At 40.0% G+C, this 18,583-nt stretch carries 16 protein-coding genes; 9 read left to right on the top strand and 7 right to left on the bottom strand.

Annotated features, from left to right (window positions below):
• Positions 1 to 17: 17 nt before the first annotated feature.
• A complete protein-coding gene (locus tag JOC83_RS15470; RefSeq protein ID WP_205188289.1) occupies positions 18 to 773 on the top strand; it encodes an SDR family NAD(P)-dependent oxidoreductase in 756 nt (251 codons plus the stop codon).
• Positions 774 to 1,023: 250 nt separating this feature from the next.
• The gene (locus tag JOC83_RS15475) at positions 1,024 to 2,511 is read left to right on the top strand and encodes an amino acid carrier protein (RefSeq protein ID WP_205188290.1); all 1,488 of its coding nucleotides are present in this window, start codon (positions 1,024 to 1,026) and stop codon (positions 2,509 to 2,511) included.
• Between the two features lie 63 nt (positions 2,512 to 2,574).
• On the opposite strand, the gene JOC83_RS15480 is transcribed toward JOC83_RS15475, so the two are convergent.
• A complete protein-coding gene (locus JOC83_RS15480; RefSeq protein WP_205188291.1) occupies positions 2,575 to 3,348 on the bottom strand; it encodes a lipase family protein in 774 nt (257 codons plus the stop codon).
• A 151-nt stretch (positions 3,349 to 3,499) separates the two neighbouring features.
• On the opposite strand from JOC83_RS15480, the gene corA reads away from it, so the two are divergent.
• The gene (gene corA / locus JOC83_RS15485) at positions 3,500 to 4,465 is read left to right on the top strand and encodes a magnesium/cobalt transporter CorA (protein WP_205188292.1); all 966 of its coding nucleotides are present in this window, start codon (positions 3,500 to 3,502) and stop codon (positions 4,463 to 4,465) included.
• 33 nt (positions 4,466 to 4,498) lie between these two features.
• Here corA and JOC83_RS15490 read toward each other — a convergent pair whose 3' ends face one another.
• Positions 4,499 to 4,714 carry a hypothetical protein gene (locus tag JOC83_RS15490; RefSeq protein ID WP_205188293.1) on the bottom strand — a complete coding sequence of 72 codons (216 nt, stop codon included), beginning with the start codon at positions 4,712 to 4,714 and terminating at the stop codon, positions 4,499 to 4,501.
• A gap of 192 nt (positions 4,715 to 4,906) precedes the next feature.
• On the opposite strand from JOC83_RS15490, the gene JOC83_RS15495 reads away from it, so the two are divergent.
• Positions 4,907 to 6,097: a DEAD/DEAH box helicase gene (locus tag JOC83_RS15495; protein WP_205188294.1), complete on the top strand. Its 1,191-nt coding sequence runs from the start codon at positions 4,907 to 4,909 to the stop codon at positions 6,095 to 6,097.
• Positions 6,098 to 6,305: 208 nt separating this feature from the next.
• On the opposite strand, the gene JOC83_RS15500 is transcribed toward JOC83_RS15495, so the two are convergent.
• Positions 6,306 to 6,557, bottom strand: a complete 252-nt coding sequence (locus tag JOC83_RS15500; protein WP_338038933.1) for a hypothetical protein — start codon at positions 6,555 to 6,557, stop codon at positions 6,306 to 6,308.
• A gap of 187 nt (positions 6,558 to 6,744) precedes the next feature.
• On the bottom strand, positions 6,745 to 7,260 hold the full coding sequence (gene msrA, locus JOC83_RS15505; protein WP_205188295.1) for a peptide-methionine (S)-S-oxide reductase MsrA: 516 nt from the start codon (positions 7,258 to 7,260) through the stop codon (positions 6,745 to 6,747).
• Positions 7,261 to 7,519: 259 nt separating this feature from the next.
• Between msrA and JOC83_RS15510 the strand changes: the two genes are divergently transcribed.
• Entirely contained in the window at positions 7,520 to 8,941 is a 1,422-nt protein-coding gene (locus JOC83_RS15510) for an ATP-binding protein (protein ID WP_205188296.1), read from the top strand.
• Positions 8,942 to 9,001: 60 nt separating this feature from the next.
• Here the strand turns inward: JOC83_RS15510 and JOC83_RS15515 are convergent, their stop codons facing one another.
• Complete coding sequence (locus JOC83_RS15515) at positions 9,002 to 9,481, bottom strand: hypothetical protein (RefSeq protein WP_205188297.1); 480 nt, start codon at positions 9,479 to 9,481, stop codon at positions 9,002 to 9,004.
• 323 nt (positions 9,482 to 9,804) lie between these two features.
• On the opposite strand from JOC83_RS15515, the gene helD reads away from it, so the two are divergent.
• Positions 9,805 to 12,093 carry an RNA polymerase recycling motor HelD gene (gene helD / locus JOC83_RS15520; protein WP_205188298.1) on the top strand — a complete coding sequence of 763 codons (2,289 nt, stop codon included), beginning with the start codon at positions 9,805 to 9,807 and terminating at the stop codon, positions 12,091 to 12,093.
• Positions 12,094 to 12,451: 358 nt separating this feature from the next.
• On the opposite strand, the gene mbcS is transcribed toward helD, so the two are convergent.
• Positions 12,452 to 14,035, bottom strand: a complete 1,584-nt coding sequence (mbcS, locus tag JOC83_RS15525; protein WP_205188299.1) for an acyl-CoA synthetase MbcS — start codon at positions 14,033 to 14,035, stop codon at positions 12,452 to 12,454.
• 252 nt (positions 14,036 to 14,287) lie between these two features.
• Between mbcS and JOC83_RS15530 the strand changes: the two genes are divergently transcribed.
• Positions 14,288 to 14,758 (top strand): GNAT family N-acetyltransferase, encoded by a 471-nt coding sequence (locus JOC83_RS15530; protein ID WP_205188300.1) that lies wholly within the window; start codon positions 14,288 to 14,290, stop codon positions 14,756 to 14,758.
• 90 nt (positions 14,759 to 14,848) lie between these two features.
• On the opposite strand, the gene JOC83_RS15535 is transcribed toward JOC83_RS15530, so the two are convergent.
• Positions 14,849 to 16,405: an ABC-F family ATP-binding cassette domain-containing protein gene (locus JOC83_RS15535; protein ID WP_205188301.1), complete on the bottom strand. Its 1,557-nt coding sequence runs from the start codon at positions 16,403 to 16,405 to the stop codon at positions 14,849 to 14,851.
• A 357-nt stretch (positions 16,406 to 16,762) separates the two neighbouring features.
• On the opposite strand from JOC83_RS15535, the gene JOC83_RS15540 reads away from it, so the two are divergent.
• Positions 16,763 to 17,173, top strand: coding sequence for a MaoC family dehydratase (locus tag JOC83_RS15540; RefSeq protein ID WP_205188302.1), 411 nt, complete (start codon positions 16,763 to 16,765; stop codon positions 17,171 to 17,173).
• A 176-nt stretch (positions 17,174 to 17,349) separates the two neighbouring features.
• A complete protein-coding gene (gene megL, locus JOC83_RS15545; protein WP_205188303.1) occupies positions 17,350 to 18,543 on the top strand; it encodes a methionine gamma-lyase in 1,194 nt (397 codons plus the stop codon).
• Positions 18,544 to 18,583 lie beyond the last annotated feature (40 nt).

The following is an 18,583-nucleotide window of genomic DNA, read 5'->3' on the forward strand; positions in this document are numbered from 1 at the left end:
GAGAGGAGAACAGCGGGATGAGGTTAGAAGGGAAAACAGCGCTTGTGACAGGAGGCTCACGAGGGTTAGGAAGAACAATGAGCCTTGCGCTAGCAAAAGAAGGAGCAACGGTAATTGTGAATTATCTACATAATCAAGAAGGGGCCAACAAGGTAGTAGAAGAAATTGAAGCGCAAGGTGGAACAGCGTTTTCAATTCAAGCAGATATTACAAAGGAAGAGAGCGTGGCGCGGCTCATTCGAGAAATGAATCATTTGTCAGGAAGTGATGTAGACATTTTGGTAAATAACGCAACAGGGCCGCAGCCAGAGCTTTCTATTGAACAATCAACGTGGGAAGATTATGAAAATCAGCTGACCTTCTTTGTCAAAGCGCCACTTCTTCTATTAAAAGAAGTGCTACCAGTGATGAAGGAAAAAGGACAAGGTTCCATTATTAACATTGGCAGTGAAGTGGTTCAAACAGGGAATGCGTTCTTCGCTAATTATGTGACGGCCAAGTCGGCCATGCTTGGCATGACGCGGTCGTGGGCAAGTGAACTAGGGCCGTACGGAATTCGGGTCAACCTTGTGAATCCAGGTTTTACCCCTGTAGAGCGTCATCAAGACGTCAGTGCTGAAGCAATTGAAGAATATCGAAAGCAAGTGCCGCTACAGCGAATGGGGAAGCCTGAAGATATTGCGAGTGCCGTTGTGTATTTAGCATCAGAAGAATCTAGTTTCGTGACAGGTCAAAGCATTTCTATAAATGGCGGTCATACATTTAGCATATAAGACAAGTAGACAGGTGTTAGGTTTTATCACTTGTCTACTTGTCTTTTTAGGTTGTTTTCGTTCTGATTTTCGTTAAAAAGTCATGGAATATAAGTTAAATATAGGAAAATGGGATGAATTTGTAAACGTTTACTACAATTTGTCGATGATTTTATGTCAGAAAAGGTGACATTTCATGTTGTCTTATGAAGCTTGTTGAATTATAATTCTTAACAGATAGAAAATTCAGAATATAAAAGGGGGAAATGCTGTGGAACAACTAGTAGGAAAGCTCAATGACATTTTGTGGAGTCAGCCGATTATCTATGCTTGTCTTGGAATTGGACTTTTATTTTCCATTTTAACGCGCTTTTTACAAGTTAGGCATATTAAAGATATGGTTAAGCTCATGTTTCAAGGAAAGAGCTCAGATGCAGGGGTATCATCGTTTCAGGCGTTATCACTCGCTCTTTCGGGGCGTGTAGGAACAGGGAACATTGCAGGGACAGCGACAGCCATTGCATTCGGTGGACCAGGTGCGGTGTTCTGGATGTGGACGATTGCATTTATTGGGGCATCAAGTGCATTTATTGAATCCACATTAGCGCAAATTTACAAAGTAAAGCAAGACGGTCAGTATCGTGGGGGACCTGCTTATTACATTGAAAAAGGAATTGGGTGGAAATGGTATGGTACGCTGTTTGCGATTGCAGCATTACTTGCGATGAGCTTACTGATGCCAGGGATTCAGTCCAATTCAATTGCTTTAGGATTAGAAAATGCATTTAGCATTAGTCCGACGATTACAGCGATCATTTTAGTTATTTTATTAGGTGTAATTATCTTCGGTGGAGTAAAGCGTATCGCAACAGTTGCTCAATACGCAGTACCGTTTATGGCACTTGGCTATATTTTATTATCACTAATCATTGTAGCGGTAAATATTACAGAATTACCTAGTGTATTAGCACTTATTTTTAAAAGTGCATTTGCGTTAGATTCAGCATTCGGTGGAATTGTTGGTTTAGCCATTTCATGGGGTGTAAAGCGTGGGATTTACTCAAACGAAGCAGGTCAAGGAACAGGACCTCACGCAGCGGCGGCAGCGGAAGTATCTCACCCGGCGAAACAAGGATTGGTTCAAGCGTTCTCGGTTTACATCGATACATTATTGGTTTGTTCAGCAACAGCCTTTATGATCTTGTTTACAGGTATGTATAATACACAGGCGGCAGACGGTACGTTTATCGTCAACAACCTAGGAGATGTGGCAGCAGGTCCAGCTTACACACAAGCCGCAATTGAGTCTGTTATTCCTGGATTTGGAGCAGGATTTGTTGCAGTTGCACTATTCTTCTTTGCTTTCACAACGATTATGGCCTATTACTACATTGCAGAAACAAACATTGCCTACTTAACAAGAGGAAAAAGCAACAAATGGCCAATGATTGCACTAAAGGTTGTTTTATTAGGGGCAACGTTCTACGGAGCAGTTAAAACAGCGGACCTTGCGTGGGCATTAGGGGATGTAGGACTTGGGCTTATGGTATGGCTCAACTTAGTGGCAATCTTAATTTTAGCGAAACCAGCGCTCGTGACATTAAAAGATTATGAGCAGCAAAAGAAACAAGGAATTGATCCTGTGTTTGATCCAGTAAAGCTAGGGATTAAAAATGCAGATTACTGGGTGAATGAATACGAGTATCAAGACGATACGCCTTCAAGCACGAAAAAGAACGATCAAACCTTTACAAGCTAAAGAAATGAAAAAGGTCATTCCATCAACACCTTGAAAGAGGCGTTGTGGATGGCCTTTTTTTCTTTAAAAGTATGGCATGTAAGGGTAACGACTGACACAAGGGTTATCGGTTAGACTTTTGATTCCGGATTCATATACAGCGGGCATATGGTTATTTGTGATGGAACCTGTTTGAATCGTAAAAGAAATGGCAGCTGGTACGTGTTCGTAATACCACACTTTGCTTGTGAAAGGATAGCGGAATACAGGGGGTGGAACTTCTGTGATCACATCTTCTGTATTCGCAAAGCGCTTGCTTTCACGTACATGTAAACAATAGCTCGTAACAAATGCAGGATCACCAACTCGAGGGCTGCCGTAGTTATACATTGTTACATGTTCAAATGGTCCATTGACTGCCACATCTAAGGCGTGAAGGGTAGCGAGTGCACCACCTAAACTATGCCCTGTAATGTAGAGAGGTTTTTGTGGTGAAAGGGAAGCGTAGGCGTTAAAAACCTCATTGCGCAACGAATGGTAAATGGATAAAAATCCTCCATGTACGTTTCCGATATTTGATGCATAGGGGAAGGGAAGCTGAAAAGCTGACGCATCGGCAAGCCAGTCTAAGTCTGATTTTGTACCGCGAAAAGCAATGACTACTTCATTTTCACTTTCTAAAATAAAACCAAACCATTCATGCTGACCAAATGCTTTCCCCTTGAATGCTTTTACAAGTGAAAAGCCTTCAGGAAGATTCACAAGTCCATCATTTTCATATTGTACGTATGTTTCTGAACATAAATGAAGCAAAAACAATGCGAGCTGTTTATCATAACACGGGAGAGAGCGTAACATGGATGTAGCACCTCATTTTTTGAGCGTTTATAACTAAGGTATGAAACGGTACCTAGAAGAGTGCCAATGTGTTAAAACACACGAAAGAGGTTTAGAGTGAGGAAAGAAAGGGAAAATAATAGTTCACATCCAACAAACTAGAGGGAAAACAATGATAACCATTTTAGCTAAAATAAAAGACAATCAAATACGTGAGAACGTAACAATCGAGCAAGCTCGTCGCGAAGAGGTAGAGTGGTATTGGGTTCATTTTGAACAGCCAACAAAAGAAGAGCGAGAGCTGTTAACAAATCAATTTTCCTTTCACCCACTTGCGGTTGAGGACTGCTTCAATCAAGGGCAGAGAGCAAAGCTTGAAGTGTATGATGATCATTATTTCATGGTGTTTTATGCCCTTGATCAAAAAGAGCTTGAAAAGATGGAAGTTCATGCTTTTATTGGAGAAGGCTTTCTTGTGACGTATCAAGTGGATGATGTGCAGAACATTCAAACCGTTTGGGATAAGGTCAAAAATCAAGGGAAGAAGCCTCAAGATTCATGGGGACTTGTCTATGAGCTGTTAGACAGTTGTGTGGATGATTATTTTCCGCCAATTTATGAAGTGGAAGATCGAATTGATGAGGTAGAGGAAAACGAAGCAGAAGAACCGATGGATGAATTGATGAAGGATTTGTATGAAATTCGCAGTGATCTTTCACGTATGAGACGCGTGTTGCATCCGATGCGCGACTTGCTTTATCGCATTTTATCGCTTAGTGCATTAAAAGAAAAAGAGCAAATTCGTTATTTTACGGATATTTACGATCATTTGTTAAATATGATTGAAATTGTTAATGGCAATCGTGAACTTTCAAATGATATTCGTGAGAGTTATATGTCTATCAATTCAGACCGAATGAATTCGATTATGTTCACATTGACGGTTATGTCAGCCATCTTTTTACCACTCACGTTTATCGCTGGTTTGTACGGGATGAACTTCTCTTATATGCCAGAGTTAACGGGAAAGTATAATTACTTTATTGTACTTGCTATTATGGGGATAATGGTTGTAGGAATGATTTTTGCGTTTTATAAAATGGGCTGGTTCAAGTTTCGAAAAGGGCCAAAGCTTTAACGAAAAAGCCTGTCAAACTGACAGGCTTTTTCGTTAAAACCCACTATGATATTTGTCCTCACTAGAGGAGTCTTTCTTCGTCCTCTTTTTGTTTTTCTCATCTTTTACTTCTTGATTCAAGTCTTCGACGGGGATTGGGTCCACATGCTGTTCAGTTTCATGTTGTTCAAATAGTGTTGTTTTTTTTGTGTTGTATTGTTCAGGGTGATCCATGCTAGTTCGTGTAGAGAGCTTCTTTTCATTATTCATTTATTATCACCTCTCCTTTTTCATTCTTTACCCTTATCAGGAAAAAAGAAACAGGAAGAGGTTATGATTGAATGAGTTGTTGTAATTGCAGAGAGCAATGGTGTATCATAATTGAAGTCTACTAATGAATAACGTACGTTTTACGTTTATGATAAAAAGAACCATTAAGATTGAGATAAAAAGGAGAATTCCATGAGTGATTTCATTTCAACGTTAAAGCCTTTTTTACAAGATGCATGGAAAAAGGCGGCTTTTGAGACACCGACTATGATTCAAACAAAAACAATTCCAATGATTTTAGAGAAGCAAGATGTGATTGCCCAGTCGCCGACAGGAACAGGAAAAACACTTGCGTATTTACTTCCTTTACTAACTAACATTGACGTGGAGAAAAAGCATGTACAAGCCGTTGTGTTAGCTTCTTCACACGAGCTCGTGATGCAAATTCATGGTGAGATTCAAACATGGGCGCAAGGAAGCGGCATTGTAAGCGCATCGTTTATCGGTGGAGCGAACATGAAGCGTCAGCTTGAGAAGCTAAAAAAACGCCCACAAATTATTGCCGGGACACCTGGGCGTGTGCAAGAGCTAATCAAAGCAAAAAAGTTAAAAATGCATGAAGTAAAAACGATTGTCATTGATGAGGGAGATCAACTACTCGTTCCTGAGCATTTAAATACAGTCGATCACATTATTAAGTCCACGTTAAATGACCGCCAGCTTTTATTGTTCTCAGCCACGTTACCTGAGCATACCGAAAAGCTAGCAAAAGAAATGATGAAAGATGCAGCTGTAGTTCAAGTGAGCACAGATGAACTACCAACGCCAAAAGTGGATCACATTTACTTTGTATGTGAACTAAGAGATAAAGTCGATCTTGTTAGACGTCTAGCGAAAATGGATGAGTTTAGAGGATTAGGCTTTGTAAAAGGAATTGAGACGCTGTCTGCTTTTGAACAAAAGCTAAAGTATGAAGATGTGTCACTTGGTGTGTTACACAGTGAAACGAAAAAGGATGACCGTAAAAAAGCATTACGTGCCTTCCGTGATGGCAAGTATCCACTATTGCTTGCGACAGACGTAGCGGCACGTGGCTTAGATATTAAGGGCTTAACACATGTTGTTCATGTTGATATGCCTCAAGATATTGATCAGTATATCCATCGTTCAGGACGTACAGGAAGAGCCGGCGCATCAGGCACGGTCATTTCCGTTGTGACAGAGCGTGAAGAGCGCGAGTTAAAGCAATATGCTCGTCAATTAAATGTCCCGCTTCAAAGAAAAACATTGTATCTGGGGCAAATTGTAGATGAACAAGAACGTAAAGAGTTACGCGCAACGGAAAAGCAAAACCAAAAACGCAAAAGTGTAAAAAGAAGATAATAAAAAAAGAGTAAACCGGGTTACCGGTTTACTCTTTTTTTTATATCGAAATAGTTATTCTGTCCGTTTTTCCCAGAGAAGCGCAAGCCCTAACCCAGATAAGTCCTTCGACCAGCCCGCCAGCCGCTAGGAGTTTCGCAAACATTCCAGCCCAAAACCATGCGATGACCGCAATGACACCAATGGGTTGAGCCATGCCTGCAAATAATTATTGTGCATAATTTTTCCATTTTAATTTACAAAAGAAAAGACCAATGGCAATTCCAATGACGATGCCAAGAACGAGCGCTTCTTCTGTTACAAGCTGCAGAACACTTAATGTAATGGCCCAGATGATAAAAAACACAAGAGGAATGGTCGCTACAAAGGGCCCTCCGTAAAAGCGAAGAGTTGTGACTTCCTGTTCTCCGATCGCCTCATTGGCAGCTTGATGCTGTTTCTCTTTCTCCGATTTCTTCAAGGTGATTTCCCCTCTAGCCAATTTATCATGAAACGTTCTCTATTTTTAAAGTCGTCTTTTAGTATGAATAAATGGAGAATCGGGAAAGGAAAGAGGATTTTGTTATTGTGGAAAAGTAATTGATCACATATAAAAAGGCCCTTCTTCAAGTCTCTTATATGGATGAGAGAGAAGAAGGGCTTTATTTTTAGTTCCAGTTTTTTTCGATAAACTCGTCGCGACCTGATGCGGCACGGTCTTCTTTGTAATGCTTTGGATTCTTTTTGTGGTAATCTTGGTGATAGTCTTCTGCTGTATAAAACGGCGCAGCTGGTAAAACCTCTGTGACGATTGGCTTGTTAAAGCGACCGCTTGCTGCTAGTTCAGCTTTTGTTTTCTCTGCCAACTCTTTTTGGTTTTCGTTATGATAAAAAATGGCTGCTCGGTATTGAGGGCCACGATCTTGGAATTGACCTTCTGCATCAGTTGGATCAACTTGTGGCCAATACAACTCAAGTAGCTTTTCATATGGAAACACAGCTGGATCAAATGTGATTTGAACGACTTCATAATGACCAGTTGTGCCAGTTTTGACTTGCTCATAAGTTGGGCTTTCAACGTGCCCACCTGTGTAGCCTGAAACAATTCCATGGATGCCTTCTAGCTCTTCGAATGGGGTTACCATACACCAGAAGCACCCGCCTGCAAATGTTGCTTTTTCCATCATTTATCCCTCTTTTACTTGGTTATTATGAGCTATTATAACAGAAGGATAGAAAACAATTAAACAATAAGGATTGAGGATGGAAAAGGGTGTGTGCAGAATACGTAAAGACAAGTAGAGATGTTATTTTAATATAGAAAATAGAGAGATAGATAGGTAATCATTCTGCCTTTTCGGTAGAACGGCAAGAGAGATGAGCAAAAAAATGATAAAATAGGCTTTATAACGAAAAGATTTTGGATAGTAGAGGGAGATTAAGTTGGATAAATATCAAACAAATTCATCATCTTTATTACAAGATAATGTGATATTAGAGCATTATGGATTAAATGAGCTCAATTTCGAAACGGTTAAAAGTTATCGTGAGCGCTTTGCCGACGATAAGCCCAATCACCCTTGGAACGGACTAGAAACGAAAGAATTTCTTTATAAAATTGGGGCATGGGGGAAGGTGCGAAATACGAGTAAAGAAGGGTTAACACTCGCTGGATTGCTTATGTTTAGTGAAGAGAGAGTGATTGCAGAAGTGTTACCACAATACTTTTTAGAGTATCGTGAGTGTTCTGATTTCGAACAAAAGGAATGGAGCACCCGTTTTACGTCTCAGGATGGTACGTGGTCTGGTAATTTGTATGATTTTTATTTTCGCGTCATGATGCAAGAGAGTCAACATACAGAAAACGAGGCAATCGCTTCCTCTTTACGTGAAGCCATCATTAATACCATCGTACATGGTGATTATAACGGAGAAGGTGGCATCGTTATTGAAAAGGCCAATCTAACGTATCGCTTCTCTAACCCTGGCTTGCTACGGATTGATCGTGAAACAGCATTTGAAACAACCATTAGCAATTTACGAAACCCTACGTTATTTAAGTTGTTTGGCTTCATTGATCTTAGTAAACGTGCTGGCTCTGGTTTGAAAATGATATCCACAGCTTGTACACAATTCCAGTGGTATCCACCTCAACTTATGCAAGATCAACACATGGAACGCACGCATCTTGAACTAACGTTTGTGTCTTCTGGAGAAGGACAAGTTAAACATCCTTGGGAGGACACCTTAGAAGAACTAGCCATAACAGACACGGGAAATAATTTCGACACTGTCGATTTTAATCAAAAAAAGACATCGCTTATTGTCGAAAACAACTCCGATAATAAAGACTCAAACTCCTTCAACAATGAAAACAACTCATATAATAACGAGGAAGAGTCCGATAATAATGATGTTAACTCCGATAATAAAGGTTGTGACCACTTTAATAACGACTCTAACTCCTATAATAAATTAGGAGACTCCTCTAATAGTGTGGCTAACTCCGATAATAAAGAGTTGAGCTCCTCTAATAAGATGGGTGTTTTAGAAGGGGAAACGGACGATGTTTTTTCTGGAGAGAAGGAGAAAACAGAAGAACAGTCGTCTATTCATGAGGTACTTTGGAAGATCGCTCAACTCGCTCGTGAGAAAAAGAGGCTAAAACCAAGTGTCATGGAGGATATTCTTGTGCAGCTTTGTGAGCAAAAGCCTCTGATGTTGAAGGAATTAGCAGATTTAGTAGCGAGAACACCAGATGGTCTTCGAAATAACTACCTTGCTAAGCTATTAGAAGAAGGAAGAGTGTCGTTAAAGTATCCCGATCAGCCGAATCATCCAAAACAAGCTTATTTGGTTAAATAAATGAGCATAAAAAAACAAGGTCCATCGAAGCATTCATTTGATGGACCTTGTTTTGGCTTTTTAATCGATAGGATCACATGCTTTGCCATAACGTAGGACTGTATAAATGGCTTTTCCATCACTCATGTGCTTGTCTGAATATTGAACAGGCAACAATGAAAAGAATGCAAAGTAAAAGGAAAAATAGCCAAATTGATAGAAAAACAAATGTGGAGACAGAATATCACTCATAATAAGGACATTCATCATCAATACAGACAACATGTTAAAAAGCGAACCACCTGCATAAATGCATGCATGAGAAAAGCGGTTATCAACTTTTAAGTTCGAATAGTTACAAAACGAATCGAGAAAGTAAATCTTTTTCACTTCTAGCGGCCCAATTTTAAATAACGTACTACCTCTTCCTAATGTAAGTGAGATATTACCACCAAATAAAGCAGCAAAGGCAATGTGACCACTTTGATGGATGAGGGAGACGATGGGTAAAATCAGAAAAAATCCCCAGAAAAATGTTTGTAAATCTTCTGCATTGAACATGATGACGCCCCCTTTGGAGATGGTGATAAGGTTCTATTACGTTTTTTCCTTTTTTTCACTGACTAAACGTCTATTTTTAAGGAAATGATGGTAAAAAATCTTCCATTTAAAGGAACATTCGGTATACTAGACTTAAGTGGATGACACCTTCTTTTTGAGGTTTGTGTGATTCACTATAGGTCTGGATTATCATGTGTGAAGCAATCTCTTGTTGGAGAAGTGATGGTACGTTCTTTGACTTGTACTTATATGAGGCGTAAAAGCCATGAATGACCGTTACTCATTCATGGTTTTTTCTGTCTAGATGATAAAGGGGTGAAGGGATGATTGTGATGAAACACCCAGATTATGAAACAGAGAATGAATGGTTAACGTTTGCGAAGCAATATATGGATATCGTGATTCAAGCGTCAGAGTCCACGGAAGATCAGTTTAGGCAGCATTTAAAGCAAGCGTTAGACGGAATTGATTTTAAAGATAGTAGTTTTAGTTATATGAATATGTTAACGAACTCGAATCTTTTAAAGAGAACGAGTGACGAAGTGAAAAAGCTAAAGAGATTCAGAAATAAGCCTTATTTTGCAAGAATTGATTTTCAGCGTGATGAGACAGGTGAAAAAGAAGAGCTATATTTCGGGAAAGTGTCTCTTTTTGATAAAGAAACGCAAAAGCCGATTATTGTTGATTGGCGATCACCGATTGCGAATTTGTACTACGATGGACGGCTAGGTGATGTGACGTATGAGGCTGAAGGAGATGAATACAAAGGACACCTTTCGTTAAAGCGTCAGTTTATCATTGAAGAAGGAAAGCTTGAAGACATTCGAGATGTTGATTTAACGACAACAGATGAGCTTTTACAGCAATCGTTATCAGGTAGTGCAAGCAACCGGTTAACCGATATTGTATCGACCATTCAAGAAGAACAAAACAGCATTATACGTGCTGATTTAAATAAGCCAATTATTGTGCAAGGAGCGGCAGGGAGTGGAAAGACGACAATTGCGCTGCATCGTATTTCATACTTCATCTATACATACGCCGAGCACTTTTTACCGCAGCAACTGATGGTTCTTGCGCCGAACCGGCTGTTTATTGATTATATTTCAGAGGTATTACCAGAGCTAGGTGTCGACAACATTCTTCAGACAACCTTTGTCGATTACGTGAAGAAATGCATAAATAAAAGCGTAAAACTGAAGCATCCTGATGAGAAGTTGCTGTCGTTTTTGAACAAAGAATACGACAATCCTGCACATATGCAGTGGCTTGCCTCGTTTAAAGGATCGCTTCCGTTCCGTGATATGATGGATCGTTATTTAGCGGATATTTTACAAACGCTGTTGCCAAAAGACGACTTTGTTGTTGCGAAGTTTCGGTTATATAAAGCGAGTAAAATCAAGCATTTGCTCTGTGAGGAGTATGCCTATTTACCTTATTATAAGCGAGTTGATAAGGTGAAGCGTGTGCTACAGAACTACGTGCGTACGGAAAAGAAAGAGATGATCAAGCGGATTACAGCCTTTTATGATCAAAAGCTCGAAAAAGCGCTGTTTCAGTATGATGAATCGCCGAAGCGAAAAGCGTACGTATCAAAGGCGTTAGATAAAAAGGAAGAAGCCTTAAAGCATCTTCAATCAGATGTCAAAACAGCGGTGACGACTTATATAAAAAAGCTGCCGCATTATGATGTGTTTCACTACTATAAGCAAATGGTGACGAATGAAACGTTAGTGAAAAAGTATGGAGATGGAATTCTTTCAGATGAGCAAGTGTCTTTGTTTTGCCGCTACCAGCAACAGCTTGATCAAGAAGGAATGTATGAGGTGGAGGATTTAGCGCCTCTTCTCTATTTACAGGGGAAATTATATGGCATTAAAGAAGAGCTGCAAGTAAAAAATGTCGTGATAGATGAAGCACAAGATTACAGTTATTTTCAATTATGTGCACTAAAAAGCACGTTAGAGACAGACATGTTTACGATTGTTGGTGATTTAGCACAAGGGATTCACTCGTATCGAGGCATTCAAGATTGGAGCATGGTACAGCGAGAAATCTTACCGAGAGCGACGTATAAAACGCTTCAAAAAAGCTATCGTACAACGGTTGAGATTATGAACGCAGCTAATGGTATATTGAAGTTATTAGACTTAGCGCTTCCAACGGTCGAGCCTGTTGTGCGTCATGGTATAAAGCCAACCTTTAAGGTGATGAGTGAAGAAGCGAAGGAGTCCGTTGCGTCTTTAGAACATACGATAGACCAATTTGTGAAAGAAGGGCATAAAACGATTGCAATCATTGCCAAAACAAACCGAGAATGCAAAAAGATAGCGCAGTGGTTCAAACGCTACTCTTCTAAAACCGTTCAGCTTTTAAGAGAAAATGAAGAGATTAATAAAGAAGCAATTGTCATTGTGAGTTCACATTTATCAAAGGGCTTAGAATTTGATGCGGTCATCATTTGTTTAGTAGATGAAGTGTATGAAGGCAATGAAATTGATATTAAATTACTGTATGTATCCATGACAAGGCCGTTGCACCGCCTTGTGTTATATGGAAAGAAAGAAGCGGATGTATTGTTAGATCGGATTGATAGAGCATTATATGATTAGGATATATCGATCTATTTTGTTGAGTTTTCATAGGTAGTGGGATGTGGTTGACTTCCGCTCCAGGTTGCTCGCTTTCCGCGGGGCGTGCGGTGAGCCTCCTCGTCGCTTAACTCCTGCGGGGTCTCACCTGTCCCGCTGCTCCCGCTGGAGTCTCGCACCTTCCGCTCCAATCAACCAAAATCAATTGCAATCACTCTACCAGCAACACCTTTTTAGAAAAGAGAGTGAAATAAAAAAAGGAGCTGACTCCGAATCAGCTCCCGTTCAACTAAGGGGGAATACATTTATAGTATTGCCCCTTTTTAAAGGTTTATACACGCCTTTTTATGATTCATAGAAAATAATCTATGAAAATAGTTTATACGTTCGCTTTTGCTAGCTCACTTTGACGTAGCTCAATGCGACGAATTTTACCTGATGTGGTTTTTGGTAAATCCTTCACGAAGTCAATCTTACGTGGATACTTGTACGGGGCAGTTAATTCTTTTACATGTTCTTGTAAAGTAGGAATTAACTGTGCATCGTTTTCATCAATGTCATCTTGAAGCACGACAAATGCTTTAACAATGCTTCCGCGAATGTCATCAGGACTTGCAACAACGGCACATTCTTTGACGAATGGATGCTTTACAAGCGCATCCTCAACTTCAAATGGTCCAATTGTGTAGCCAGAGCTGATGATAATATCATCACGGCGACCTTCAAACCAGAAGTAGCCATCCTCATCTTTGCGACCGCGGTCACCGGTAATATAGTAATCGCCTCTAAATTGCATCGCTGTACGCTCTGCATCTTTATAGTATTCTTTAAAAAGGGCTGGTGTGGAGATGTGAACCGCAATATCGCCAACTTCTCCAACTTCACATACGTTGCCTTCATCGTTAATGATTTCTACTTGATTCCCTGGTGTTGGTCTCCCCATTGAGCCAGGCTTAATTTCCATGCCTTTTAACACACCAACAAGCAGGGTGTTTTCGGTTTGACCATAGCCATCACGCACTTCAATGTTAAAGTACTTTTTAAAAGTATCAATCACTTCACGGTTTAATGGCTCACCTGCAGAAACTGCGCTGTGTAGAGTGTTTAATGTGTAATTGTGAAGACCATCTACTTTTGCCATTAAGCGATATTCAGTTGGTGTACAACATAGAACATTCACTTGATAGTCTTGTAGAAGCTGTAAGTATTTTTTAGGTTCAAATTTACCTTGGTAGACAAATCCAGTTGCGCCACTACCTAATACAGATAAGAAGGGGCTCCAGATCCACTTTTGCCAACCAGGTCCAGCCGTTGCCCACACTTTATCGCCTTCATTAATGGCGAGCCAGTGTTGAGAGGCTGTGCGTAAATGAGCGTATGCCCATCCGTGTGTATGTACAACGCCTTTTGGATTGCCTGTTGTACCAGATGTATAAGACAAGAATGCGTAGCTATCTCGTTTTGTCTGAGCGAGCGCTAGTTCACCAGATTGCTTTGACGCTTCTTCTTCTAGTGAATACCACTCATCATCTGTTCCATCTAGAACAAATTTTTGTAAGTCATCGTATTCGTTAATCCCTTTAAACTCGTCAATGTACGGTGAGAAGACAATTAATCCCTTCACATCCCCATGTGTTACACGATACTGCAAGTCTTTTGTACGTAACATTTCAGAGCTTGGAATGACAACAAGTCCGGCTTTTAATGCACCTAAATATACAGCGTATGCATCAACTAAGCGAGGAATCATCACTAACACTTTATCCCCGATTGTTAATCCTTTTGATAATAAAGCGCTTCCAAAACGATTTGCTTTTTCAAGCAGGTCAGCGTACGTGATCTCTTGCTTGTCCCCTTCTTCATTCTCCCATTGTAGTGCTAGATTCGACGGGTCTTGCGCAAATTTTTCTACTTCACTTACAAGATTGTACATGTCTGGAGCAATAAGTTCGTCTCTTAGCATACATTTTCCCCCTTTGTTAGCTTACTCTTAAATTATACAAAATATTTAGATTTTTTAAACAGTTAATTCGAATAATCCTTCTAGAAAATTCGACAAGGACAATGAATCATTTTGTCGAATCTTATAGTGAGACACGTAGAATGATGACTAGTTGACAAGGGATTTTCGTATTTTTTGCAGAGTAGAAAGAATGTGAGAGGCTGTAGGTTTATAAAAAACATGAGTGAATGATACAAGGAGAAGAGGGATTGAATGAGTAAGGTTCGTTTTCGATTAGTAAATGAAAGAGAATTTGAGACATTTTTAGAAGAGGAGAAGGTGCGGTATGCACATAGTATAGCTAAAAACCGACATGTGTCATTTGAAGAAGCCCTTAAAAGTGGAGATAAGCAGATCAATGAACTATTTTCAGAGGGAATGCATACACCTGGTCATTATGTATTTTTAGTTGAGGGAGAAGAACAGGTTGTTGGCAATGTGTGGATTTGTATTAATGAAGAAAGTCGACGATCATTTTTGTACAATATCTTCATCCATGAAAACCAGCAAGGAAAAGGTTTTGGAACCGCAGCGTTAAAAGAAGCAGAAAGTTGGTTAAAAGAAAGAGGAATTCAATCGTTTGGCTTACATGTGTTTGCGCACAACACAGGCGCAAAGCGATTGTATGAACGACTTGGCTTTGAAGTAACGAGCGTAAATATGACGAAGAACTTGAGTAGTTAAGTGCATGACGAGTAAAAACAAGCTGCCTCTCTATCTTTTGCATGTTGCTCGATAGAAAAGGCAGCTTGTTTGTGTTCTATGACGCTGTTATTAAAATACTTTTGTTGTCCATGATTCGCAGTTCCACACATCTGTTACAACGTCCTGATAGAATTCAGGTTCGTGACAGATGATAAGAATGCTTCCTTTGTATGCTTTTAACGCGCGTTTCAGTTCGTCTTTTGCGTCCACGTCTAAGTGGTTGGTTGGCTCATCCAGTACGAGAATGTTCGTATCACGGTTGATTAATTTACATAAGCGTACTTTTGCTTTCTCTCCACCACTTAACACTTCAACTTTACTTTCAATGTGCTTTGTTGTTAAACCACATTTTGCAAGGGCTGCGCGAACTTCGTATTGAGTGAAAGAAGGGAATTCGTTCCACACTTCATCAATACATGTGTTGTAGTTAGCGTTTTTAATTTCTTGCTCAAAATAGCCGATTTCTTGATAATCTCCTTTTTCAACTGCTCCAGAGATTGGCGTGATTTCACCAAGAATGCTCTTTAAAAGAGTTGTTTTCCCGATTCCATTCGCCCCGACTAAGGCAATCTTTTGACCGCGTTCCATGCGTAGGTTTAACGGCTTTGATAGCGGTTCGTTATACCCAATCACAAGTTCTTTTGTTTCAAAGATTAACTTACTGGCTGTGCGTGCTTCTTTGAAGTTGAATTCTGGCTTTGGCTTCTCGTGTGCAAGCTCAATCACGTCCATTTTATCGAGCTTCTTTTGACGAGACATGGCCATGTTACGTGTAGAAACGCGCGCTTTGTTACGAGCAACGAAGTCTTTTAAGCCGGCAATTTCTTGCTGTTGCTTTTTATAAGCAGACTCAAGCTGCTGCTTTTTCATTTCATGTACTTTCATGAAGTTATCATAGTCACCAACGTAGCGGTTAAGCTCTTGGTTTTCCATATGATAAATCAAGTTGATCACGCTATTTAAGAACGGAATGTCATGTGAAATTAAGACAAAGGCATTTTCATATTCTTGTAAATAGCGTTTTAGCCAAGTGATATGTTGTTCATCTAAATAGTTCGTCGGCTCATCTAGTAATAAAATGTCTGGCTTTTCAAGTAAAAGTTTTGCTAGTAAAACTTTTGTGCGCTGACCACCACTTAAATCGTGTACGTCACGATCAAGGCCGATGTCTTCAAGACCAAGTCCACGCGCGATTTCTTCCACTTTCGCATCAATGATGTAGAAGTCGTTATTTGTTAAGTTATCTTGAATGGTTCCCACTTCTTCAAGCATTTGCTCAAGCTCTTCAGGTGTTGCTTCACCCATTTTTTCATAAATGCCGTTCATTTCTGATTCAAGGTCAAATAAATATTGAAACGCACTTTTTAGTACGTCGCGAATCGTCATTCCTTTTTCAAGTACGGTGTGCTGATCAAGGTATCCAACACGTACTTTCCTTGCCCACTCTACTTTTCCAGCGTCAGGCTCTAATTTACCTGTAATGATATTCATAAACGTCGATTTACCTTCACCGTTCGCTCCGATTAAACCGATGTGCTCGCCTTTTAAAAGACGGAAGGATACGTCGTTGAAGATGGCACGATCACCGAAGCCGTGGCTTAAGTTTTTGACTGTTAACACACTCATGTTTACACATCCTTGCAATTTATTTAAAACGTACAACGTGATAGTACAAATTGTTTCACAAACTCGATTATATATGAGTTTCTTCGACTTTTAAACTACTATATCAATCCATTTACAAAAACCGACATGAGGAAGAAGATGTCACTTCGTTTTTCTAGACCTTTGGATGAGGGTTTCAAAGAGAAAGATGGAGAAATGAACAGGAGATTTCCACATTCATTCCGAATATATTCCATATAGTGGAAGGTTAATGCGTTTGCTGATCTAGGTCCAAGCATCTGTCACCTGCATAAGGATAAGCATAATTCAATGAGCGTGCGATATATATGATAAGGGAGAGAAGGGAGAGGATTCACGGTGCGTTATGAGGAGATTAAAGTGGGGGATAGCGCTTCATTTTCAAAGACGATTAGTGAAAGTGATATTTATCAGTTCGCTGGATTAACGGGTGACTTTAATCCTGTGCATGTGGATGCGACTTACGCAGAAACGACGATGTTTAAAGAGCGAATTGCCCATGGCTTGCTGACAGGGAGCTTTGTTTCAACCGTATTAGGGATGAAACTACCAGGTTCGAATTCCGTCTATTTGTCGCAAAGCTTTTCATTTAAGGCACCTGTAAAAATAGGTGATACGGTTACGGCGAAAGTCACAGTGTTGGAAAAGAAAGATCCAAAACGAATTTTAAAGCTAAAAACAGAAGTATACAATCAATATGGCAGTGTAGTCATCGATGGTGAGGCAATGGTGATGAAGCTCATTAAGTAAGGCTGCTATCCATCATTTATAAGCAGACACGAGAGGTTGCGTAGCAGCTCTCTTTTTTTTTGCCTACTGAGACAATCCGTTTTCTTTTTTAAAAGAGAAAAAGAAAACGCTTTCAAAAATAGTTGTCCTCACATAAGATAGAGAATGGGGATAGTTTATTTTAAGGGGGAGAAAGAATGAAGAAACGGTTTGAAACATCGGTTATTCATGGGGGATACGATTCAAAGGAACATTTAGGTAGTTTGACGGTTCCGATTTTCCAAACGTCTACCTTTACCTTTCATACAGCAGAGCAAGGAGAAAAGCGGTTTGCGGGGGAAGAAAGTGGGTATATTTACTCAAGGCTAGGCAATCCGACTGTAACAGCACTAGAAGAAACCATTGCTACGTTAGAGAATGGTGAAGCAGGCTTAGCGTTTGGCTCTGGAATGGCTGCCGTATCAGCGGTGTTACTTGCTTTGACAAAAGCAAATGATCATATTATTTGTTCACCTGGCCTTTACGGGTGTACATTTGGATTACTAAAGTTAATGAAGGAAAAATATAACATTTCACATGAGTTTTGTGACATGAAGGATGAAGAACAAATTCGACAAGCCATTCGGCCTGAAACGGTTTGTATTTATGTAGAGACACCGATTAATCCGACCATGAAAATGATTGACCTAGAGATGGTTGTGAAAGTAGCAAAGGAGTACAACATAAAAGTTGTAGTTGATAACACATTTTCTTCGCCTTATCTTCAACAGCCACTGACATTAGGATGTGATGTAGTCATTCATAGTGCGACAAAGTACATTTGTGGTCATGGAGATGTTGTGGCTGGTTTAGCTGTAGGAACCGCTGCATTTATAAACGAAGTGGCAATGACTACACAAAAGGACATCGGAGGCATTATTTCACCGTTTGATGCTTGGCTTTTACTGCGAGGAATTAAAACGTTACCAGTGAGGATGGACCGTCACTGCTCAAATGCGGTACACTTGTATCAAGCATTAAAAGGACATCCAACAGTAAAAGCGGTCTATTATCCAGGTGATGCGGAGCATAAAGATTATGAGATTACGAGAAAACAAATGAAGCAAGGTGGTGGTCTCATCTCCTTTGAAATTAAAGGAACGAAACAAGATGCTCAGCAGTTTTTAAATGCCTTACACATGGTTAAAATTGCGGTAAGCCTCGGAGATGCAGAAACACTGATTCAACACCCTGCGACAATGACACATTCGGTCATTCCTGCTGATGTACGAGAGCAGATGGGAATTACAGATCAACTCATTCGTCTATCGGTTGGACTTGAAGCATGGGAAGATATATGGGAAGATTTAAGTCAGGCATTAAATCAAATTCAGATGGCCGAAACGGTATAAAGCAATTCTTCTAGAATACGTTCTTTAGAAGGACTTGGTA

This window comes from Priestia iocasae, assembly GCF_016909075.1.
Taxonomy (GTDB): domain Bacteria; phylum Bacillota; class Bacilli; order Bacillales; family Bacillaceae_H; genus Priestia; species Priestia iocasae.

Bases quoted from the DNA above. Each gene is read 5' to 3' on its own strand.
- JOC83_RS15470 (WP_205188289.1), top strand. From the start codon at position 18: ATGAGGTTAGAAGGGAAAACAGCGCTTGTGACAGGAGGCTCACGAGGG.
- JOC83_RS15480 (WP_205188291.1), bottom strand. From the start codon at position 3,348: ATGTTACGCTCTCTCCCGTGTTATGATAAACAGCTCGCATTGTTTTTG.
- corA (WP_205188292.1), top strand. From the start codon at position 3,500: ATGATAACCATTTTAGCTAAAATAAAAGACAATCAAATACGTGAGAAC.
- JOC83_RS15490 (WP_205188293.1), bottom strand. From the start codon at position 4,714: ATGAATAATGAAAAGAAGCTCTCTACACGAACTAGCATGGATCACCCT.
- JOC83_RS15495 (WP_205188294.1), top strand. From the start codon at position 4,907: ATGAGTGATTTCATTTCAACGTTAAAGCCTTTTTTACAAGATGCATGG.
- msrA (WP_205188295.1), bottom strand. From the start codon at position 7,260: ATGGAAAAAGCAACATTTGCAGGCGGGTGCTTCTGGTGTATGGTAACC.
- JOC83_RS15515 (WP_205188297.1), bottom strand. From the start codon at position 9,481: ATGTTCAATGCAGAAGATTTACAAACATTTTTCTGGGGATTTTTTCTG.
- helD (WP_205188298.1), top strand. From the start codon at position 9,805: ATGATTGTGATGAAACACCCAGATTATGAAACAGAGAATGAATGGTTA.
- mbcS (WP_205188299.1), bottom strand. From the start codon at position 14,035: ATGCTAAGAGACGAACTTATTGCTCCAGACATGTACAATCTTGTAAGT.
- JOC83_RS15530 (WP_205188300.1), top strand. From the start codon at position 14,288: ATGAGTAAGGTTCGTTTTCGATTAGTAAATGAAAGAGAATTTGAGACA.
- JOC83_RS15535 (WP_205188301.1), bottom strand. From the start codon at position 16,405: ATGAGTGTGTTAACAGTCAAAAACTTAAGCCACGGCTTCGGTGATCGT.
- megL (WP_205188303.1), top strand. From the start codon at position 17,350: ATGAAGAAACGGTTTGAAACATCGGTTATTCATGGGGGATACGATTCA.